Consider the following 20,202-nt stretch of genomic DNA (forward strand, 5'->3'; position numbering starts at 1 on the left):
CGCCTGTGGGCTCCTGTCACGGATCGACGAGAAGCGAGAGCGCGTTCTCGGCTAACACCTGTTGTGCCGCCCCCTCTGGGGAGCAGCGATCGACAGCGGCGGCCAATTCGTCGATTTCGTCCCCGTCGCGGGGCTCGAAGGGGTAGTCGGTTCCGAACACCACCTGCGAGGTCGGGATCTCGTCGAAGGTCGCTCGAAGGGGCTGTTCATATCCGAAGAATCCGGACGTATCGAGGTAGATTCGCTCGTCGAGATACCGCTTGAACTCCTCGTAGGGGACTACCGAGTCCTGCCCCGGCCAGCGGCCCGCGTCTAGCTGGAGGTGGACCCGCCCGAGCATGCTGGCGATGTTCCCGCCGAGATGGTGGAAGACGAGGTTCAGGTCCTGGTAGGAGTCGAGGACGCCCTCGTGGATCACCTTACAGATGCTCTCGGAGAGGGCCGCCTCCCGTCCGAAGATCGCGTTCAGCAGGTACGTGTCGTCCAGCGCCTCGGGATGGACCGACTCGTGGAGTTTGGGGTGGACGAGCAGTGGCGCGTCGTGGCGTTCCGCGACCTCGAAGACCGGTTCCAGTTGGCTGTCGGTCAGTTCGACGCCTTCGGTCTTCGTCTCGACCGCGCCACCGTGGTAGCCCTGGTCCAGTGCCCGCTCGAACTCCCGTGCGGCGGCCTCGCCGCCAGCGGCAACCGGGATCGCTGCCAGTCCGTAGAACCGGTCGTAGTCGGTGACGACTTCCAGCAGCGCGTCGTTTGCGCTGCGGACGCCCTCGACATCCGACGAGCCCATGTAGAAGGGCTGTGAGAGGACGACCTCGTCGACGCCCGCGGCGTCGTACAGGTCAACGAGGGTATCGGGATCGGAGAGCCGAGGGCCGAGTAACTCACCGAGTTGCCCCTCGCGTATCGGATCGGGATACACCGACTCCGGGTAGAGGTGACCGCCGAAGTCGACCGTCATTCGGCCTCACCTCGGCGGACGAACTCCCCGTATCCGGGGTCGCCGACGACTTCACCCTCGTGGTAGACTGGCTCGCCACGGACCAGCGTCGTCTCCACGTCGCCGGTGATCGTCAGCCCGTCGAGCGGCGTCCAGCCACACTTCGCGACGACGTTCTCGTTCCGGAGTGTCTGCTCGCGGTCGAGATCGACGATGGTGAGGTCGGCGTCGGCACCGACCTGCAGGCTGCCTTTCCGCGGGTAAAGGTCGAGTATCTTCGCGGGGTTGGTAGCGAAGACCTCTGCGATTCGCTCGATCGAGACCTTACCTTCGGCGACACCGTTCAACAACAGCGGTAATACCGTCTCGACGCCCGGAATGCCGAAGGGGGCGTCGAAGACGTTGTCTTCCCCCTCGGCTTTCTGCTCCAGTGTCGAGGGTGCGTGGTCGGCGTTGATCATGTCGATCTCGCCAGCGTCTAACCGCTCCCACAGCTCTCGCCGGTCAGACTCCTCGCGAGCGGGCGGCGTGAACATCGTGTACGGCGCGTCCTCGACGATATCTTCACGAGTCAGATAGAAGTAGTGTGGACAGCTCTCGGCGTACACGTCGACCCCCTGTGACTTGTAGTGGTTCACCTGATCGATCAGTTCGGGGTGGCTCAGGTGTGCAAACCAGAACGGGACGCCGGTCTGTTTCGCGATCCGGAGCGTCGTCGAGACGGCGACCTGTTCTGCCTCCTTCGATCGCCAGTCCGGGATGACGCTGCCGTCGGTGCGGCCCTCCTCGCGGATCCGCTCCTCGTTTGCGTTCAACATCAGTTCGTCCTCGGGGTGGACCATGCTGATCCCACCGACCCGGTCGATCTCCTCGTAGAGTCGGTGCATGTCCGCGCTCTGGAGGGCGGGGACGCCGTGGACATCGCAGGTGAAGCTCTTGTACGCGAGTGTCCCTTCCGCTTCGAGCCCCGCGATCTCGTCGACGTTGTCGGGGTGGCCACCCGCGAGCAGGCCGAAGTCGACGCGCGCTCGGTCCGAGAGGTAGTCGCGCTTGTCGGTGAGGATGTCGGCTGTCAGGACCGTCGGATCTGTCCGGTGGTGTTCGCCCACGGTCGTGATGCCGCCGGCGGCCGCCGCGGCCGTCCCGGTCGGGAAGTCCTCCCGCTCCGTGTCGCCGGGGTCCATCATGTGGACGTGTGGATCGACGCCGCCTGGAAGGATGTGCTTGCCAGCAGCGTCGATGGTACGCTCGGCCTCCACTGTCTCTGCTGGATCGAGGACGGCCGCGATCCGGCCGTCCCGGATCGCGACTGTCGCCGGGAACTGCTCGGTAGCAGTGACTACCGTGCCGTCGGTGATTGCAGTGTCGTACACCATGACAACACGTTTCATCCCCAAGCACGTATAACTTTTCTACATTAGCAGTCATTTCTAGAGAGAATACTACTCTAGATCTCTTTTCACAACCCTAACCGACCCGATACCCGACTTCAATTTCGTCATCAGAAATTTTTAGGTATCTCTCACAGAAGGAGTGTATATGACAATCGTTGTCATCTCGACAGGCGGGACGATCGCTTCGACGGAGGACGCCGGTGGGGACGCGAGTCCGGAGTTGACGGGCGAAGACCTCGTCGCCAGTGTGCCCGGCTTCGACGACCAACTGTCGCTCCGGACGGAGGACTTCTCCAACGTGCCCAGCGCACACTTCACTGTCGAACAGATGCACGAACTGAGCCAGTTGATCGCCGAGTACGACAGCGACGACGTGGTCGACGGCATCGTCGTCACGCAGGGGACGGACGTGCTCGAAGAATCGGCGTACTTCGTCGACCGGAGCTACGACGGCGAGACACCGGTCGTGTTCACCGGGGCGATGCGAAACCCGTCGCTCGCAAGCCCTGACGGGCCGGCCAACCTGCTGACGGCCGTCCGAACGGCCCAGAGCGAGGGCGCCCGTGGCCGCGGTGCGTTGGTCGCGTTCAACGACCGAATCCACGCTGCGAAGTACGTGACCAAGACGAACTCGATGAACCTCGATACGTTCCGCTCGCCGGAGTTCGGCCCGTTGGCGACCCGCGACGAGGAGACGATCCGGTGGAGTGTCGCGACCGAGCGGACGGAGTCGGTCGACATCGACCCCGCAGCCCTCACGAACGAGGTCGTCGGTATCACCGTCACGGCCGACATGCATCCGTCACAGATACCAGCGCCCGACGAGTGTGCGGCGGTCGTGCTGGCGGCGACCGGCGCCGGTCACATCCCGCCGAAACTCATCGAACCGCTGGAAGCGCTGGCCGAGGCAGACATCCCGCTCGTGGCGACCACGCGCTGTCCGGAGGGGCGACTCGCGACGGACACGTACGACTTCCCCGGCAGTGAGGTCACACTACAGCGGCTGGGGTGTTATTACTCGGAGCGGAACCTCCAGAAAGCGCGCGTCGAGACGATCGTCGGACTCGCCGGCGGCGGCGTCGGATCGGTGCTGTCACGGCCCTGATCTCGGCAGTCTCGCGGCCAGCGTTCTCAGGTCATGTCCAGTTCCATCACGGTCTCGGTCAACGATTCGTCGTACTCGACGAATGCATCGAGCGTGCGCGTGTCTTCGCTACGCGGGCGCGGAAGGTCGACATCGACGATGTCGTGAACCTCGCCGGGTTGGGGAGAGAGGACGATCACCCGGTCGGAGAGCCACACCGCCTCGGTGATGTGGTGCGTGACGAAGACCGTCGTCTTCTGGATCTCCTGGTGGATCCGCAACAGCTCCCGGTTCATCTTCCGACGGGTCAGTTCGTCGAGGGCCGCGAACGGTTCGTCCATCAGGAAGATCTCTGGATCGTAGACGAATCCGCGGGCGAGCGCGACGCGCTGGCGCATCCCGCCGCTGAGTTGCTGTGGGGTGCTGTCCTCGAACCCGCCGAGACCGACCGTCTCGATTACTTCCTCGGCCTGCTCTCGAACCTCGGGATCGCTCGTGTCTTTCCCCTGGATCTCCAGGGGGAGCAGCACGTTGTCGATGACACTGCGCCACGGGAGTAACACGTCCTCTTGAAAGAAAAAGGACATGTCGTTGTTCTCGCGGGCCTGGGCGGCCGTCCCGTCCCCGACGTGTATCGTCCCCCGAGTCGGTTCGATGATGTCACCGAGACACTTCAGCAACGTCGTCTTCCCGCATCCGCTCGGACCGATGATCGAGACGAACTCGTTCTCGTAGATGTCGAGGTTGATATCGTGTAGCGCCTGTACCGGGTTGGCCGTGTCCCGGCCGTAGATCTTGTCGATACCGTCGATGGAGATCTTCGCCTCGCTGCTCGTCCGCTCGACGTGTGGGTTATCCGCTTCGGACATTATCGGGTGGCACCTCCGCTACTCTGGTTCTCCCAGTCGATGAGATACGATTCGACGAACACGAGGAGTCCGAACCACACTGTCGAACACAGCCCGATGATCAACAGTGCGCGGAACAACAATAGCGTCGAGAGCTGGTTGTTCGCGACGAGGATGAGATAGCCCAGCCCCTCGTTACCGGCCAGCCACTCGCCGACGACGGCGCCGACGAACGTCAGCGCGACGCTGATCCGCAGGGCCGAGAAGATGTAGGGGAGCGCGTTGTACAGTTTCACCTTCCGGAACACCTGCCAGCGACTGGCGTTGAGCGAGTGCATCAGCTCCTTGGTCAGCTTGTCCGTCGAGGAAAAGCCCGCGATGCTGTTGACCAGCGACGGGAAGAACGTCGTGATCGTCGCGGCCGCGATGATCGGCCCCTGGTTGATCCCCATCCAGATGATCAGCAGTGGGGCGAACGCGATCACCGGGAGCGACCGGAGGATGACCATGTACGGGTAGATCGAGCGTTTGAGCGTGTTGAACTCGGCCATGACGGCACCCAGCGAGATGCCGATGGCGTTGCCCAACACCCAGCCCAGTATCGCCTCGATCAGAGTAACCCGGGCGTGTCCTGCCAGACTCCCCAGTTCTCCCTGGAAACTCAGGATGATCTCCGCGGGAGCCGGTAGGACGTACGTCGGGACAGCGTACACTCTGACCCCGAGCGTCCACAGCCCGAGGAAGGCAACGAGGAACGCCACCGGGTATTTGTACTTGTCGACGAGATTGCCGGCTCTGGTCCCGAAGTCCATCTGGTTTGGAGTGTCTGTCGCCATCGGTGTTAGTTACCCGACCATTGAAGCTCCCCGTCACTGTGGACAGCTTCGACCAGCGAGTTGTCGACGATGTCCGACTCCGCAGTCGTCGCACCCTCGCTGATCGCACCAGCCCGGACACCGAGGTTCTGCACCTCGGCGTAGTCGCCGGGGTCGTTGTAGCCGACGCCGTTTGCGTCCCAGGAGTCGTCGGGGCGGTATTCGAGGAACTGATCGAAGTTCGACCGCTCGACTTCCATCGGATCGACGCCACCGAGGAACACGTCGGCGTCGGCATCGTTGAGCCGTCCGAGCGTCATCTCCGCGAACCGATCGCGGTTTTCGGGGTTGAGCGACTCCTCGCAGGACTTGCACCACGCCCGCGTGAACTCCCGGAACGTCTCGGGGTAGTCGTCGACGAGGTCTTGCGATGCGAGTGCGACGTTCCCGCCGGCGTCGGTGTAGTCACGAGCCTCGAAGAGGTTGAACTCCGTCCCCTGGAGCCGCAGGGAGTTGTAGTCGGAGTTCGTCGGGTACAGCGACATCACGTCGACGTTTCCTTCGGTGAGGTTCGTCACCGAGTAGCCGATGTTGGTCCGGGTGATGTCCTCCTGTGACAGGCCCTCTTCCTCCAGGACGACCGGCGTGACCCAGTTACGGTCGGCCTCGTTCTGTAGTCCGACGGTGTTGCCGGCCCAGTCCGGAACGCTTTCGATCCCGGAGTCGCCCATGGACGCGTAACTCAGCGGGGTGTTCCCGATCGTAGTGAACAGCGTCTGGACCGGGATGCCCCGGGCCAGTGCTGTCACGTACGAGAACGGGGTCGCGACGACCACGTCGATCTCACCGTTGACTAGGATCTGCAGCGGGTTCTGGACCTGTAGCGACGTGGTGATCGAGACATCCAGTCCAACATCGTCGAAGTAGCCAAACTCCACGGCCCCAGTCATCGGGGAGAACACCATGTCCGGGAAGTACGTCAGTAGCACGCTGACCTCGGTTTTCTCGAGGCCACCGTCGCCCGAACCGCTGTCAGTCGAGCCGCCGTCACTGCCGCTCCCGCCGTCGCCGCCGTCCCCGCCGCTGCCCCCGTCACCGCCGGAACAGCCAGCGAGCCCTGCGAGTGCAGCGGCTCCGGTCGCTTTGATGAATCGACGCCGGTTCGTGGGTTTTCGTGCCATGATACCCGTTGTTTTGAGAGAGGGTAACAAGTAGCTTTGGGTAAATATAATCCAAATTACCATTATTTTGTACTAAATCGCCACTATATTCTTTATACTGTAGATTTCCTCAGGTGGGAGAGACTTTTGTTAGAAATATAATTTCCGGGCCGGATCGAGGATACTAAAACGGGGTGGGAGACGGTCAGTCGGGGCATACGAGAAAGATGGATCTGTCGTGTCGCGGTCACGACACCGGTCGATAAGTGACCGCCCGGGGCCGGATCAGTCTTCCACGGAGGCGACTGTCTGCTCGGCCGCGTCCTCCTCGTCGGACATCAGAACCGTACTGCCGTCGTCGATCACCGACCGCGTCACGATCGACGACTCGTATGAGGCGATCCCCTCGACTGCGTGAAGCACGTCGTGGGTGAACGACTGAAAGTGTTCAGTGTCCTCGAACCGCGCGTCGAAGATGATGTTGTGCGTTCCGGAGAGGACCCAGAGCTTGTAGACACAATCGGTCTCGGCGATCTCCTCGGCGATGTCGTCCGTGCGGCCAGCCTCCGTGCTGAGCCCGAACGCGACGGTCAGATAGTCGAGCTTCGCCGGGTCGGTCATCACGGTGAACTTCCGGATGATCCCCTCCTCACGCATCCGGTCCATCCGCCGTCTGACCGTGTTTCCTGTGATCCCGAGTTCCTCGCCGATGTCGTTGTACGTCGCTCTCCCTTCGTCGTGAAGGAGATCCAGGATCTGTTTGTCGACTGTGTCTAGTTCCGTTGCCATCCACTGGATGTAGAATAGTGACTCAGTTAACCCTTTCCTTGAGCCGAAAGCTACGCCAGACCACAGCGGAAAGTCTGAAAGTTAGTTCAGTTCTCGAACGACTCGGTAACCTGATCGAGGGATTCGACGGTCCCGAGTGCCTGATCGATGTTCTTGAGACCGAGTTGATGGAACTCCTCGCCATCCATGCTTCCGACACAGTCCTCAACGACGACGACTTCGTAGTCGCGGTTGGTTGCCTCGAAACAGGTGCACTGTACGCAGGTGTTCGTGTTGACGCCCGCGACGACCAGTGTCTCGATGTCGTTGACCCGGAGCACGAAAGGGAGGTCCGTTTCGAGGAACGGCGAGTACCGCTTTTTCGGCTGGAGGAACGTATCCTCGTCCGCAGCGAGTGCCGGCATAATCTCCATCCCCTCGGTGTTCCCGTAGACGTTGTGTTCGGAGATTGCCTCCCGGGAGTCTCCGTCACTGACCTCTGTCTCGTTCCACTTCGGGTTGGACGTGATCTCGCTGGCGTCACGGTACGCGGTCGTGACGTGGATCACCGGAAAATCGTTCGCTCTGGCCGCCGTGACGAGCCGCTCCGACGCGTCGACGATCTCTTCCGCTCGGTCCGCGGGTACTGGTAGGGTCGCGATCTCCGGATCGAGATGGCCCCGGTGGAGATCGACTGTGAGGACAGCCGTGGTCTCAGGATCCATACTCTGTGTAGTAAAGCCACACTGTTTATAAGTTTTCATGGTGTAAATCAACCTTTCTTAGAATATCGAGTAGTATATCTTCACAATATGATTTACAATCCCCCAAATTTTATATCGGGAGAGAGTAAGGGTGTATGTAGCATGGTACCACAGAATGACCAACTGCGCGGCATCGGATCCCAGCTACGTGATCGACGGGGGAGCGATTACGATGACGTGCGGTTTTCCGGGTCAGAGTACGAGCGACGATACGACAATCTCCGCGAGGAGATGTTCTTTCGCGGCCTCGACTGTCTCGTCGTGTACGGAAGTTCCGCACACACGGACTCGAACCAGGCGAACATCCGCTATCTGAGCGGCTACATCGACCAGATACAGTCCTACATCGTCTTCCCCGCCGACGGTGAGCCGACACTGTTCGCAGACCTCTACCCACACGTACCCGACGCACATCTCATGAGCCATATCGACGACGTGCGGTGGGGGACCGAGGACAAGGGACAGGCTGTCGTCGACCGACTCGAAGAACTGGGGTACGAGGACGGCTCGATCGGCTTCGTCGGATCACCCGGCCCGGCGACGACGGAGTTGCCCGCCAACGACTACCTGACGATCACGGAGGCGCTGGACGATGCCAGTTTCCAGTTCGTCTCCGATATGCTCGACCGGATCCGGCTCAAGAAGAGCGAAGAAGAACTGGAGGCGATCCGGGAGGGCGTCGAACTCACCGACAAGGCGATGCGCGCACTCGAAGCGGCCGCCCGGCCGGGGGTAACCGAGCGGGAACTCAAAGCCGAGATCATGTCATCGTATCTCGACGAAGGCGAGTACTTCTTCCAGCTGCTGGGGAGTACGAGCATGCACGACCCCGACATGCCCTATCCCTGGGAACACCAGTCCGACCGGACCATCGAGGAAGGCGATGTCATACTCACGGAGATCAGCGCCCGGAACGTCAAGGGATACTCCGGACAGATTCTCCGCGGGATCGCCGTCGGCGAGGAGCCGACAGACCACTATCAGGAACTGTACGATGTCGGCGAGCAGGTCTTCTACGACGTACTCGACGCCCTTGAGCCGGGGGCGACGACCGAGGACGTGCTCGCGGCCGCGACCGAACCGATAGAGAGCCGCGACTGGACCGTCCACGCGCCGATCATCCACGGGTGGGGGCTGGGCATCCAGCGTCCGCTCATCGGGACGCGCAACGAGGGTGGGTTCCCGAACCCGCCGTTCGAGTTCCAGGAGGGCCACACGGTCGTCGTCGAGCCGAACCCCGTGGCCAGCGACGAGATGAGCGGGATGTTCCTCGGCGAGTACGTTCACATCACCGAGGACGGCGCGGAGCGACTACACGAGTACCCGATGGAGTTCGTCCAGACATGACCGACCACGACTACCACGACTGGGGACTGTTCGTCGACGGGGAGTTCACACAGAGCGAGAGCGGAGAGCGGTTCGATGTCGAGAATCCCGCCGACAAGACCGTCATCGGTTCGGCGCCGGAGGGGACCGCCGGCGACATCGACGAGGCCGTCCGCGTCGCTCGCGAGACCTACGAGGAGACCTGGCGCCACGTCAGCGCCCGCGAACGGGTCGACTACCTCCTCGAAGTCGCGGACCGCGTCGAAGAACGCGCCGAGGAGTTCGTGTTGCTTGAGACCCTGGAGAACGGGAAACCGCTCTCCGAATCACGGACCGACGTGGAGGAGGCCATCGACGGCTACCGCTACTACGCGGGGACGGCGGACAAGACCCACGGGGACACGATCCCCGAGCGGGACGACCTGTTCGACTACACCGTCCGCGAACCGTACGGGGTCGTCGGTGTCATCATCCCGTGGAACTGGCCGCCGATGCACACCGCTGACTTCACCGCGCCGGCGCTGGCCGCGGGCAACACCGTCGTGCTCAAGCCCGCGCCGGAGACGCCGCTTTCCTCCCTACTGATGGCCGAACTCTGGCAGGACGTGCTCCCCGACGGCGTCGTCAACGTCGTCACCGGCGATGTCGCACCCGGCGCGCGCCTGACCGAACACCCGGATGTCGATAAGCTCGCCTTTACCGGTCACACCGAGACGGGGTCGAAGGTGATGAAAGCCGCCGCCGAGGACATCACCGACGTAATGCTGGAACTGGGCGGCAAAAACGCAAACATCGTCCTCCCGGACGCCAACATCGAGAAGGCCGTCGACGGCTCCTACGACGGAATCTTCAACAATCAGGGACAGGCCTGTGCCAGCGGCTCCCGTCTCTATCTCCACGACAGTATCTACGACGAGTTCATCGAGCAGTTCGTCGCCAAGGCCGAGGGGATGGTGATCGGCCCGGGCACCGACGAGGAGACCGATCTCGCACCGCTTGCCAGCCAACAGCAGTACGACAAGGTGCGAAAGTACATCGAACTCGGTAAGGAGGAAGGTGCCTCGGTGATTCACGAAGGCAAACTGCCGGCCGACCTCCCGGATGGCTACTACGTCCCGCCGGTCGTGTTCGGCGACGTGACCCAGGACATGCGCATCGCCCGCGAGGAGATCTTCGGGCCCGTCCTCACGGTTCAGCGGTACGAGCGAGTCGAGGACGCCATCGAGATGGCGAACGACACCGAGTACGGGCTCACCGGTGCGGTCTGGTCACGGAACATGGAAGTCGCAAATCGCGTCGCCCGGCGGTTGGAGGCCGGACTCATCTTCGTCAACAACTTCGTCAACGGGTTCCTCGGTGCCCCGTTCGGCGGCTACAAACGGAGCGGGATCGGACGGAAGCTCGGCTTCGAGGAGACCCTAGACGAGTTCACGCAGGTGAAGACGATCCGGTCGCAGATCGCCCCGAGCGAGGACGGCGCCATCGACGAGTACTACGACTGACCGTCTCGATCGGCCGACACGGCCGTTCGGGATCCGCCGGTGATCGAGAATGGAATCGGACCGACCACTCCCGTTTTCGCGCTGGTGGCTCGTCGTCAGCGCCGCGTTCGCGATGGGGATCGCCGGCACCTTCCAGTTCGTCTGGTCGTCGATCAGAGGGCCGCTGGGAGCGCAGGTCGGGGCGACCGAGACGACCGTCGGTACGCTGTTTACGGTCGTCATCGCGACACAGACGCTCTCGCAGTTTCCGGCTGGGTGGGTCCGTGACCGGTACGGGCCACGGCTCCCGACGGCCGTCGGTGGTATCCTCATGGCCGGGGGGTTCGTCGGTATAGCGACGGCGTCGACGCCGATCACTGCCGGTGTGGGGGCAGTCGCCGGTGGTGCCGGCTCCGGAGCCATCTACACGATCGCGGTCAACACGCCTGTCAAGTGGTTCGACGAGCGACGCGGGCTCGCGACCGGCGTCCTGACGATGTCGTACGCAGTTCTGAGCTTCGCACTGATCCCGGTGGTGAGACGTGACCTGCTGGGCAGTCTCGGGCGCTCGCTACTCGCCTTCGCCGTGTTGGCCGCTGTCGCGTGTCTCGTTGCGGCGCTCGTCCTCCGTGATCCCGACACGGAGACGGTGCCGACAGACGGGGCGGCCGCGGACGGCCGTCAGGCAGCCGAAACTGGGCGACCGGCCGAACCGTACAACTGGCGCCAGGCGCTTACGACGTGGCAGTTCTGGGTCCTCTACGGCGTCTTCGTCGTCGTGAACGGCGTCGGACTCATGCTCATCGGGAAGCTCATCGCCTTCGCGACGGCACTGCAGTTGGCCACAGGAACGGCGACGCTGGCCGCCTCGGTCATCGCTGTCGCCGACGGGGCCGGCGGGCTGATCGTTGGCGGGCTCTCCGACCGATTCGGCCCGCTCCGGACCGCCGGCACTTCGCTGCTCTGTAGCGCCGCGGGGATCGGCGGCGCCGTCCTGGCGGGGAACCTCGGTATCGGGCTCGCCTTCGTCGCCTGTATCCTCGTCGCGGGGTTCTTCCGGAGCCCGGTCTTTGCGATCTTTCCGACAGTCGTCGGGGAGTACTACGGGCGGACGTACTCCTCGGAGAACTACGCCGTCCTCTACACCGCGAAGCTGTGGGGAAGTGTGTTCGCCGGGACGGGAGCGAGCGTCCTCGTGTCGACCGTCGGGTGGTCACGGTCGTTCCTGCTGGGCGCGGGGGTGCTGGCACTCGGTGGTGCGGTGCTGTTCACGGTTCGGCCGGTCAAGCGGCCCACGCGTCCGGACGGCGGGAGCCAGAACCGGTGAGAACCCCGTCGAACCGCAACCGAGTCGTTTCGGTCGGTCCCGAGTCGGGGGGAGACGACCGGGAAGTCTCTGGCTGCCCCGGTTCCGTTCTCTCGGCGCGGCGATTGGCTCTTGGCTGTCGCGACCCTACAGGGAGTGTGCTCTCGGATAGCGACCGATCCAAGCTCGATTCGGGCCCGGACGACGCCTTCTACGACAGCCCGCGGTTCGTGACCCACGCCGACGACGCCTTCCTGGCCCGCCTCACCGAGGTGTACGCCTCGGTCCTCTCGCCCGGCGACCGCGTCTTCGACGCGATGGGGAGCTGGGTGTCACACCTCCCCGAGATCCGGTTCGACCGCGTCGTCGGCCACGGACTCAACGAGGCCGAACTCGCCGCGAACGACGCCCTCGACGAGTGGTTCGTCCAGGACCTCAACGAAGACCAGACGCTCCCCCTGGCCGACGACGCGTTCGACGCCGTCCTCTGTGCGCTGTCGGTCCAGTACCTCCAGTACCCCACAGCGGTGTTCGCGGAGTTCGGTCGTGTCCTCGCGCCGGGCGGTGTCCTGGTGGTGAGTTTCACCAATCGGATGTTCCCGACGAAGGCGATTCGGGCCTGGCGAACTGCCAGCATGGCCGAGCGCCAGGCACTCGTCGAATCGTACTGCGAGGCGGGCGGACTGACGGTCGTGGATGTCGTCAGCGAGACGCCGGGCCGGGACCCACTCGTTGCCGTCGTCGCCCGGAAGGAAAGATAAATCAGCCAAGGCAGGTCGTCCGCCAGCGAGTGTCGAGACCGCTCCGGAGATGCACCACCACTAATGGGTCCCGTAGCGAACGCCCGTGACGATGCGCTGGTTCCCGCTCGCTCGCAAGGAGTGTCGCACGATTCTCACCTCCAAGGGATCGTGGGCCCTGGTCGTCCTAGTCGTCCTCTGGGGGTATCGCCCCACGTACGTCGGCTGGGACGGGCTCGGCCCCGACCTGACGATCGCGTTCGTCCAGTACGTCGCGCTGGTGATCCCGCCGCTTGGGATCTTGCTGTTGAGTTTCCAGTCCATCGTCGGTGAGCGAACTGCCGGGAGTCTCAAGTTCGTCCTCGGGTTGCCACTGACACGGACGGACATCCTCACCGGGAAGGTGGTCGGTCGGGCCGCCGGCATCGGCGGTGCCGTCCTGCTCGGAATCGTGTTGCTGACTGGTGTCGGACTCGTCAGGTTCGGGAGCTTCGATGTCCTCACCTACGGTGGCGTCGTCCTCGTGACGTTGCTGTACGTCGCCGTCCTCGTCTCGGTGGGGGTCGCGATCTCGGCCGTGAGTACCACTGCCGTCCGGGCGACAGGGGCGCTGGTCGGCGGGTTCTTCCTCCCGTTCGTCCTGTTCTGGAGCCTGCTCGCCAACACTATCTACGGACAACTGACCGGACAGCCGGTCAATCCGTACGACCCGCCCGCGAGTGGCCCACTGTTCTTGCTCCATCGGCTGTCGCCGACCGGGGCTTACAACGTGGTCACCAACTGGCTGCTGGGTGTCGGCAACTCCGCGGCGCCGTACACCAGTGTCCTGACCAAACGCGCGCCGGGGTCGAATATCAACGCGCTCGTCGTCGAGACGACGTTCGACGCGGGGGCGATCCCGTTCTATCTCCAGGAGTGGGTCGCCGTCCTCGTGCTGTTGGTGTGGCTCCTCGGACCGCTGGGCCTGGCTCGCTACGCGTTCGAACGGGGTGACCTGGTGTGACCGCACCCGCGATCGAGTGCGCTGGGCTGACGAAACGGTACGGCTCGACGGTCGCACTCGACAGTCTGGACCTCACCGTCGACGCCGGGACCGTGTATGGCTTTCTCGGTCCGAACGGAGCGGGGAAATCGACGACGATCAACCTCCTGATGAACTACCTCCGTCCGTCGGCTGGCGAGGCGACCGTCCTCGGCTACGATCCGTGGGACGAAGTCGTCGCTCTCCACAAGCGGGTCGGTATCCTCCCCGACCGCTTCGAGACGTACGACGGCTTCTCGGCGCGCCGCCACGTCGCGCTCGTGGCCGACACCAAAGGGGTCGAGACGGCACCAGAGACGCTGCTGGAGCGGGTCGGACTCGGCGATGTCGTCGACGACGACGCCGGCAGCTTCTCACAGGGGATGGAGCAGCGACTCGCCCTCGCGATGGCGCTCGTCGGCGAGCCGGACTTGCTGATCCTCGACGAGCCGTTCACCGGGCTCGACCCCCACGGCGTCGACATGGTCCGGGCGGTCGTCAGTGCGGAGGCCGACCGTGGCGCGACGGTCTTCTTTTCGAGTCACGTCCTCGGACAGGTCGAACTGGTCTGTGACCGGCTCGGGGTCCTCCACCAGGGCCGACTCGTGACGGAGGGAACGCCGGAGCGACTCCGGACTGACGCCGGCCTCGACAGCGATGCGACCGTCGAAGACATCTTCCTCGAACTGACCGACGACGCTATCGGGGCCAGGGAGGGCGAGTCGTGAAGCGCAGAGAGGTGCTGACGCTGGCGAGCGCCTCGGTGCTTGGTACGGCCGGCTGTCTGGGGCGGACCGAGTACGAACTGGGGTCTCCGTCGGTCGCCTCGATCGACGGCCCGCTGACTCTCGCGATCGAAGTGACCGATCGAAGGGTCACCGTCGACAGTCCGGGCGAACTGGTACTGACGATCAGCAACGAGAGCGACCGCGCTGTGCAGGTCCGGAATACGGGGGTCTGGCCGCTGGGGCTGCTCGCGCTCTCGCCACAAGGGAGCGACCAGATGCAGCGGTCGCTGCTCCTCACTGACGCATACACCGACACCGACCGGGTCGAAGTGACGCCCAGAAGCGTCGAGGGGAGCAACGAGGAACTCGTCGACTCGCTCAACCCGAGCCAGTCGGTAACCGTTCCCTATCGACTCGACGGCGCTCGGGTGCGCCGGACCGGCGTCCACGATCTGCAGGGATACTTCGAGCCACCGCTGCTGTCCGTTCGAGGCCAGGGGAGCGAAGATTGGACGACGGTCACGGACGCCGCGACGGTCGAGATAGCCGAACTCTCACTGCTGCCGTAGCGCCTGCTGGCCGTCGACGGTGGGACACGAGAGTCGGTGAGCCATCACGACGGATGTTTCGACCGAGTGGTAAGAGGGATTCCGGAGGGGGCCGGCCAACGCCGCCCCGTTCGGACAGCGGTTCTCCGTGGCGGGTAATCACAGTAACGGTGTGGAGCGGGGTACGAAAGGGGAGGGGAACCCGACGAGCGTTCGCCAACGGGGACCATCCGTTGTGGCGGTCGGTTCCGAGTCGCTCGGACGACCGGACACACTCCAGCGAGAGGCCAAGGGGGAGGACCGCACTCGGTCGGGTTCTCGAAGGGCTGTCACGGGAGCGTGCACTGTCACCGAGCCGAATCAGCTTGATAAGTATTGTCACGTAGAGTCCCAACACGTGTTGTCCGAACTCCGGACAGATGGCACAACAGCCGTTGTGCTACGGGTTTCTTGGCCACGGGTCCGGAAACCGACGAGTATGGAGACAGACGAGTTGGTCGAGGTGCTGAAACGGTACGGGCTGTCGCCGTATCAGGCAGACGCATACGTGTCCTTGCTCACACGAGGAAGCGTCGCCGCACAGGACATCGCCGAGTTGAGTACTGTCCCAGGGCCCCGTGTGTACGACGTGCTCCGGGACCTCGAATCGAGGGGGTTCGTCACCACGTACGAACAGGACAAACTCTACGCGCAGGCGCTCGACCCGAGCGACGCGCTCACGGGCCTCACGACGCAGGCTCGTGCGTTCGAGCGGGCCGTCGAAGAGATCACAGATCGCTGGGAGCAGCCGACTCTCCAGGAACATACGATCAGTCTCGTACAGCGGGCCCAGACCGTCTTCGAGAAGGCCGAAGAAGAACTCGACCACGCGCTCGACTACGTACAGGCCGTCCTCTCCGTCTCCCACCTCGATGCGCTCCAGCACGCGCTCGCCTCGGCACACGATCGGAACGTCTTCGTCGACCTCACGGTGTACGATGCCGGGGACGACGCCCTCTCGGACTACGACTGCACGTCGCTGTGCACGCAGGCGCGAGCGATCTCCCATCCGCTTCGTTCGGACCCGTTCGGGGTGCTCGTCGACCGCCGACGTGCGTGCTACTCCTGGCACCAGGAGACGGACGAGGAACACGGGATATACGTCGACGACAGCGCCCACGAGAACATGATATGGCACTACATGACGACTCTCCAGCAGGCAGCGACGGAGGTCTACGTCGAGACGCCCTACGAGACGCCGCTGCGCTTCGGGTCGCTTCGTGACTGCCTGGCAGTAATCGAGCCACTCGTTCGTGACGGTGTGACACTCAGCGCGGAGGTCACCGGGGAGTCCGTCGCGACCGGCCGGGAGCGCAGGGAGGTCGGGACGGTCGAAGCGATCGACTATCCCGGCTTCGAGACTGGTGCGTCACCGACGCCACAACAGACGTTCGCCGAGGCGACGCTCACGCTCTCGACAGACCACGAGACGTATTCGATCGGCGGCTTCGACGCTCGCACCGAGGATATCGAAGCCACACGAATCGTCGTCACGGAGCTCCACGGATGAGACCGCTCGGCCATCCCTCGACGGGCGGATTCGGAACCCCCGCGGAGACTGCCGGGCCGACCGGAACCGATCGGCTGTGCTCGCGATGATGTCTTCCCCGGACATCTCGCTCTTCGAGACGCTCGCGGGGCAGACTGCTCTCGTGACCGGGTCGTCTCGGGGCATCGGCGCGGAGATCACGCGCCAACTGGCCGAACTGGGGGCCACGGTGTATGCGAGTGCCCGTACCCCGTCCGAGATCGATGTCGAGGCAGACAGCACCCTCGAACTGGACGTAACCGACGCCTCAGAGGTCGAGACAGCAGTCGGGACGATCGAGCGGGAGGCGGGGGAACTGGATATCCTCGTCAACAACGCCGGGATCCACGGGCCGGCGGGGCCGCTCGAAACGATCGGGCCCGAACCGATCGCGGAGACGTTCGGCGTGAATCTGGCCGGCCCCATCCGACTGGTACGGAACTCCCTCCCGCTGTTGACCCGCGCAGCGACTCCCCGGGTCGTCAACGTCGCCAGCGGGTCCGGGCAGTTCGCCGGCGAGATGGAGGCCAGCCATCTCCCCTACAGCGTCTCGAAGGCAGGGCTCAACGCCTTCACCCGAACCCTTTCCGCCCAGTATCCGGGGCTCCTGGTGAACAGTGTCGACCCCGGGTGGGTTCGGACGGACAACGGCGGCCCGGACGCCCCACGAAGTGTCTCCGACGGGGCGGCGACGGCGATCTGGCTGGCCCGGTTCGAACGCGGGCCGAGCGGCCGGTTCTGGCGTGACGAGCAGCAAATCGAGTGGTGATCGAAGCGACCGAGCAGTTCCCTACCGATGACTGAGACGAGCACCCCGAACGGACCCGAACGCAGTCGTACCGAAACGCTGGACACCGCGACGACCGACGGACTCCTCGTCGGGACGACCGAAGCCGTCTTTCGCGCAGCCTCACTCCCGGTCGAAGACCCCGATCGCCGTCTGGACTGTGGACTCGTCCACCGCCTCGAACAGTTGTCGGCGACGGAGGGAGTGCTGGCGGCCACCGAGACCGGCCTGTTCCGGACGCGAGACGGTGGGCGTACGTGGACGGATCTGGCCGTCCCGACGACACACGTCCACGCGGTGACCGAACAGGACGGATCGCTGTACGCCGGGACGTTACCCGCGGCGGTCTACCGATCGGACGACGGCGCGACGTGGACCGAGTGTCAGGGGTTCCAAGACATCCCAGGGCGCAGCGAGTGGCCGACCGACCCGAATCAAGACGAGGTTCGTGTCCACACGCTCGCGGCGCATCCGTCTGCCCCCGCGCGTCTCGTCGCCGGCGTCGAGGTCGCGGGACTGTATTCGTCGACGGATCACGGAGAGACCTGGGATCGGATATCAGGGCCGTTCCACGACGACGTTCATCAGGTGGTCATGACCACCCCCGAGACCTGGCTCCTCGCCGGCAGAGAGGGCGTCTACCGGACACAGGACGCGGGAGCATCGTGGACGAAACTGCCGCTCGGAGCACGCCAGTACGTCCGCCAACTGCTCGTCTGCGAGGAGCGCCTCTACGTGCCGGTCGCTCGCTCGGGGCCGCTGTGGGAGGGCGAAGCGGGTGCCGATGCGACCCTCTACGCGGTCGATCGGTCGACGGACCGGCTCACTCGGCTCTCCTATCCCGGCGCGCCGGTCGAGAAAATCCTCTCGTGGACGACAGTCGGGAACCGCGTCCTGGGCGGGACGACACACGGGACGCTGCTCGAACTCGCTCCAGAGGGCGCCCAGATCGTCGGCCGAGTCCCGGTCGCGGCGGATGCACACCTGGCCTACGGAGCGACCGCGCTCTGTTCGGTCTGAGCGCCAGTCGACAGTCGCAACGCCGCGAGCGCCTCGAAATCTCGGCTTATGTCGTCCAAAAGTACGTTCTTCGGTGACTGTGAGCTCGCCGAGGACGGGCGTGGCTCGCCCCCGGTGTTCCAGGGGATTCGCTAGTCGACCACGGGTTCGGCGGGCGCGTCGATGTCACGCTCTCGCGGAACGTGAGCCCCGCGAGGACCGTCCGTCGCTCGTGCTCGATTGCGGACGACCCGATACGCGACGCTCGCAACGCCGATCGTGAGGCCCACGACGAGGGCGGCCCGGACACCAGTTCCGTCAGGGAGGGCGGTAACCGGCTTTCGCCAGGGGACGGCTCGGCCGCGCTCCGTCTCGACGAGGTCCCCGAACTCGCTCGCGAACCGTTCGACCGCGTCCCAGTCCGTGTATTCGTAGTCGCGGGACGTGTCGGTGTCGCCGGTCGTCACCGCCGAGAGGAGCGTAAACAGCCACTTCACTGGGCGGCTGTACTCGGTGTACTTGACTGCGCCGGCGAAGTTGCCGACGCGGTCGGGCTGCCAGCCGGTGTCCTGGACGAAATCGTCGACCCACTCGAGCGCCCCTGCCCGGGCCGCCTCCGAGGGGGCAGCGGCGGCAAAAGAGAGCTGGAAGAAGCCCGAGGGGCGCGATTCGAGGGCCTCGCGGTGTGTCTCGACGAAGCTGACGACGCCCCGCTGGTGTCGGTTGTAGTTCACCGACGCCCCGACGAGGATCGCGTCGAACGAATCGACGGGATCTGCCGGCGGGTTCGAGACGTGTCTGGTGGTCACGGCGTGGCCGCGGGCCGAGAGCACGCCGTCGATGTGTCGCGCGACCGCAGCCGTCTGGCCGTGTCCGGTCCCGTAGACGATGAGGATCGATGGCAAGGGTGCGTGCACCTGCTTTGGAGTTCAGTCGCGCGGTGACCCGACTGGGGTCACCGGCACGAAGTAGTCGTAGGGCGAGTCGGGATTCCCCGGGTCGTACGCGTCGCCGTACCGTTCGAACTCGGGGCCGGGCCGACGCTCGTATGGCGAGTCGGGGAGCCACTCCTCGGTCACCCGGGCGTAATCCGCCTCCATCGAGGCCAGGGCGGTCTCGAACCGCGCGTACGTGCCGCCCGGGACCTCGACGACGACGAAGCTGTTCGGCACCGAACCGGGGCGTTCGGTCGCGACTCCGGCGACGTAGTCGAACACGCGCTGGTCCGGTTGGACGTTCGTCATCACGCCGAAAGTCTCGTCGTCGGCCCCGATGCGCTCGAACTCGTCCCAGCGCTCCGAGAGGGATTCCCAGACCCGGCCGAGAACCGACTGGTCCCCGGCGTAGTGCGTCTGGAGTCCGGCGACCGTCATCGGCTCCCGTTCGACGACGGTCGGCGTCTCTGTTCGGTTCACGACGTGACCTCCCGGAGCCACGACCGGGCAGACGGGTAGGGGTTATACGGTCGCATCGCTCTCCATCACGCCGAAGCGGTTACCCTCCGTATCGTGGCAGGAGGCCAACCGGCCAACGCCGGGGATCGTCTCGGCCTCGTCGGCGACTCGACCGCCGTGTTCGGCCACCGATTCGAGCACCCCGTCGATGTCGTCGACACCGATCGTGCAGGTGTATGTCGACGAGGCTCCGTCGTCTCCGGGAGCAGGCCCGTCGCGCCTGGCGAGGCCGCCGTCGATCCCGGGCTCGTCGCCCTCACCCGTAGAAATCATCCAGTAGTCAATCGGACCGTCCCATTTCTCGAACTCCCAGCCGAATACGTCGTGATAGAACGCGATCGCCCGGTCGGGATCGTCGGCCTCGATATCGAAGTGTACGACTCGTGCCATGGTTTCTCGTTCGCTCGTCCGGGGCGACGATTCGGGCGGTGATTAGTATACGTTCGTTAGCGATGCGAAAGGGACGCCCTCGCGG

Annotated in this window: 21 protein-coding genes; 11 read left to right on the plus strand and 10 right to left on the minus strand. The window is 64.4% G+C overall.

Annotated features, from left to right (window positions below):
* Nucleotides 1-16: 16 nt before the first annotated feature.
* A complete protein-coding gene (locus tag P1L40_RS05725; protein WP_284010366.1) occupies nt 17-958 on the minus strand; it encodes an amidohydrolase family protein in 942 nt (313 codons plus the stop codon).
* Nucleotides 955-2,313 carry a dihydroorotase gene (locus P1L40_RS05730; RefSeq protein ID WP_284010367.1) on the minus strand — a complete coding sequence of 453 codons (1,359 nt, stop codon included), beginning with the start codon at nt 2,311-2,313 and terminating at the stop codon, nt 955-957. The genes P1L40_RS05725 and P1L40_RS05730 overlap by 4 nt, the downstream gene beginning before the upstream one ends.
* A gap of 163 nt (nt 2,314-2,476) precedes the next feature.
* Here P1L40_RS05730 and P1L40_RS05735 point away from each other — a divergent pair, with 163 nt between their 5' ends.
* Nucleotides 2,477-3,436 carry an asparaginase gene (locus tag P1L40_RS05735; RefSeq protein ID WP_284010368.1) on the plus strand — a complete coding sequence of 320 codons (960 nt, stop codon included), beginning with the start codon at nt 2,477-2,479 and terminating at the stop codon, nt 3,434-3,436.
* 26 nt (nt 3,437-3,462) lie between these two features.
* Here the strand turns inward: P1L40_RS05735 and P1L40_RS05740 are convergent, their stop codons facing one another.
* The 5 genes from P1L40_RS05740 to P1L40_RS05760 all read right to left on the minus strand — a co-directional run bounded on the left by P1L40_RS05740 (nt 3,463) and on the right by P1L40_RS05760 (nt 7,731).
* The gene (locus tag P1L40_RS05740) at nt 3,463-4,284 is read right to left on the minus strand and encodes an ABC transporter ATP-binding protein (RefSeq protein ID WP_284010369.1); all 822 of its coding nucleotides are present in this window, start codon (nt 4,282-4,284) and stop codon (nt 3,463-3,465) included.
* Nucleotides 4,284-5,099: an ABC transporter permease gene (locus tag P1L40_RS05745; protein ID WP_284010370.1), complete on the minus strand. Its 816-nt coding sequence runs from the start codon at nt 5,097-5,099 to the stop codon at nt 4,284-4,286. The genes P1L40_RS05740 and P1L40_RS05745 overlap by 1 nt, the downstream gene beginning before the upstream one ends.
* Before the next feature lie 5 nt (nt 5,100-5,104).
* Entirely contained in the window at nt 5,105-6,259 is a 1,155-nt protein-coding gene (locus tag P1L40_RS05750) for an ABC transporter substrate-binding protein (RefSeq protein ID WP_284010371.1), read from the minus strand.
* A gap of 264 nt (nt 6,260-6,523) precedes the next feature.
* The gene (locus P1L40_RS05755) at nt 6,524-7,027 is read right to left on the minus strand and encodes an Lrp/AsnC family transcriptional regulator (protein WP_284010372.1); all 504 of its coding nucleotides are present in this window, start codon (nt 7,025-7,027) and stop codon (nt 6,524-6,526) included.
* An 86-nt stretch (nt 7,028-7,113) separates the two neighbouring features.
* The gene (locus P1L40_RS05760) at nt 7,114-7,731 is read right to left on the minus strand and encodes a cysteine hydrolase family protein (RefSeq protein ID WP_284010373.1); all 618 of its coding nucleotides are present in this window, start codon (nt 7,729-7,731) and stop codon (nt 7,114-7,116) included.
* Between the two features lie 141 nt (nt 7,732-7,872).
* On the opposite strand from P1L40_RS05760, the gene P1L40_RS05765 reads away from it, so the two are divergent.
* The 10 genes from P1L40_RS05765 to P1L40_RS05810 all read left to right on the plus strand — a co-directional run bounded on the left by P1L40_RS05765 (nt 7,873) and on the right by P1L40_RS05810 (nt 18,294).
* Entirely contained in the window at nt 7,873-9,117 is a 1,245-nt protein-coding gene (locus P1L40_RS05765) for a M24 family metallopeptidase (RefSeq protein WP_284010374.1), read from the plus strand.
* Nucleotides 9,114-10,598: an aldehyde dehydrogenase family protein gene (locus P1L40_RS05770; protein ID WP_284010375.1), complete on the plus strand. Its 1,485-nt coding sequence runs from the start codon at nt 9,114-9,116 to the stop codon at nt 10,596-10,598. Before P1L40_RS05765 ends, P1L40_RS05770 begins: the two co-directional genes overlap by 4 nt.
* A gap of 49 nt (nt 10,599-10,647) precedes the next feature.
* Nucleotides 10,648-11,904, plus strand: a complete 1,257-nt coding sequence (locus P1L40_RS05775) for an MFS transporter (protein ID WP_284010376.1) — start codon at nt 10,648-10,650, stop codon at nt 11,902-11,904.
* Between the two features lie 137 nt (nt 11,905-12,041).
* Complete coding sequence (locus P1L40_RS05780) at nt 12,042-12,644, plus strand: class I SAM-dependent methyltransferase (RefSeq protein ID WP_284010377.1); 603 nt, start codon at nt 12,042-12,044, stop codon at nt 12,642-12,644.
* 91 nt (nt 12,645-12,735) lie between these two features.
* On the plus strand, nt 12,736-13,626 hold the full coding sequence (locus P1L40_RS05785) for an ABC transporter permease (RefSeq protein ID WP_284010378.1): 891 nt from the start codon (nt 12,736-12,738) through the stop codon (nt 13,624-13,626).
* On the plus strand, nt 13,623-14,372 hold the full coding sequence (locus P1L40_RS05790; protein ID WP_284010379.1) for an ABC transporter ATP-binding protein: 750 nt from the start codon (nt 13,623-13,625) through the stop codon (nt 14,370-14,372). The genes P1L40_RS05785 and P1L40_RS05790 overlap by 4 nt, the downstream gene beginning before the upstream one ends.
* On the plus strand, nt 14,369-14,941 hold the full coding sequence (locus tag P1L40_RS05795) for a DUF8130 domain-containing protein (RefSeq protein WP_284010380.1): 573 nt from the start codon (nt 14,369-14,371) through the stop codon (nt 14,939-14,941). Before P1L40_RS05790 ends, P1L40_RS05795 begins: the two co-directional genes overlap by 4 nt.
* Before the next feature lie 457 nt (nt 14,942-15,398).
* The gene (locus P1L40_RS05800) at nt 15,399-16,469 is read left to right on the plus strand and encodes a TrmB family transcriptional regulator (RefSeq protein ID WP_284010381.1); all 1,071 of its coding nucleotides are present in this window, start codon (nt 15,399-15,401) and stop codon (nt 16,467-16,469) included.
* 85 nt (nt 16,470-16,554) lie between these two features.
* A complete protein-coding gene (locus P1L40_RS05805) occupies nt 16,555-17,256 on the plus strand; it encodes an SDR family NAD(P)-dependent oxidoreductase (protein ID WP_284010382.1) in 702 nt (233 codons plus the stop codon).
* Nucleotides 17,257-17,283: 27 nt separating this feature from the next.
* Nucleotides 17,284-18,294: a WD40/YVTN/BNR-like repeat-containing protein gene (locus tag P1L40_RS05810; protein WP_284010383.1), complete on the plus strand. Its 1,011-nt coding sequence runs from the start codon at nt 17,284-17,286 to the stop codon at nt 18,292-18,294.
* Nucleotides 18,295-18,425: 131 nt separating this feature from the next.
* Here P1L40_RS05810 and P1L40_RS05815 read toward each other — a convergent pair whose 3' ends face one another.
* Genes P1L40_RS05815 through P1L40_RS05825 form a run of 3 tightly spaced genes read right to left on the minus strand, consistent with a single transcriptional unit; the run spans nt 18,426 to nt 20,117 of the window.
* Complete coding sequence (locus P1L40_RS05815) at nt 18,426-19,178, minus strand: flavodoxin domain-containing protein (protein ID WP_284010384.1); 753 nt, start codon at nt 19,176-19,178, stop codon at nt 18,426-18,428.
* A 24-nt stretch (nt 19,179-19,202) separates the two neighbouring features.
* Entirely contained in the window at nt 19,203-19,688 is a 486-nt protein-coding gene (locus P1L40_RS05820) for a GyrI-like domain-containing protein (protein WP_284010385.1), read from the minus strand.
* A gap of 42 nt (nt 19,689-19,730) precedes the next feature.
* Nucleotides 19,731-20,117 (minus strand): VOC family protein, encoded by a 387-nt coding sequence (locus P1L40_RS05825; protein WP_284010386.1) that lies wholly within the window; start codon nt 20,115-20,117, stop codon nt 19,731-19,733.
* Between the last annotated feature and the right edge of the window lie 85 nt (nt 20,118-20,202).

It is taken from the genome of Haloarcula pelagica, from assembly GCF_030127105.1.
Lineage (GTDB): Archaea > Halobacteriota > Halobacteria > Halobacteriales > Haloarculaceae > Haloarcula > Haloarcula pelagica.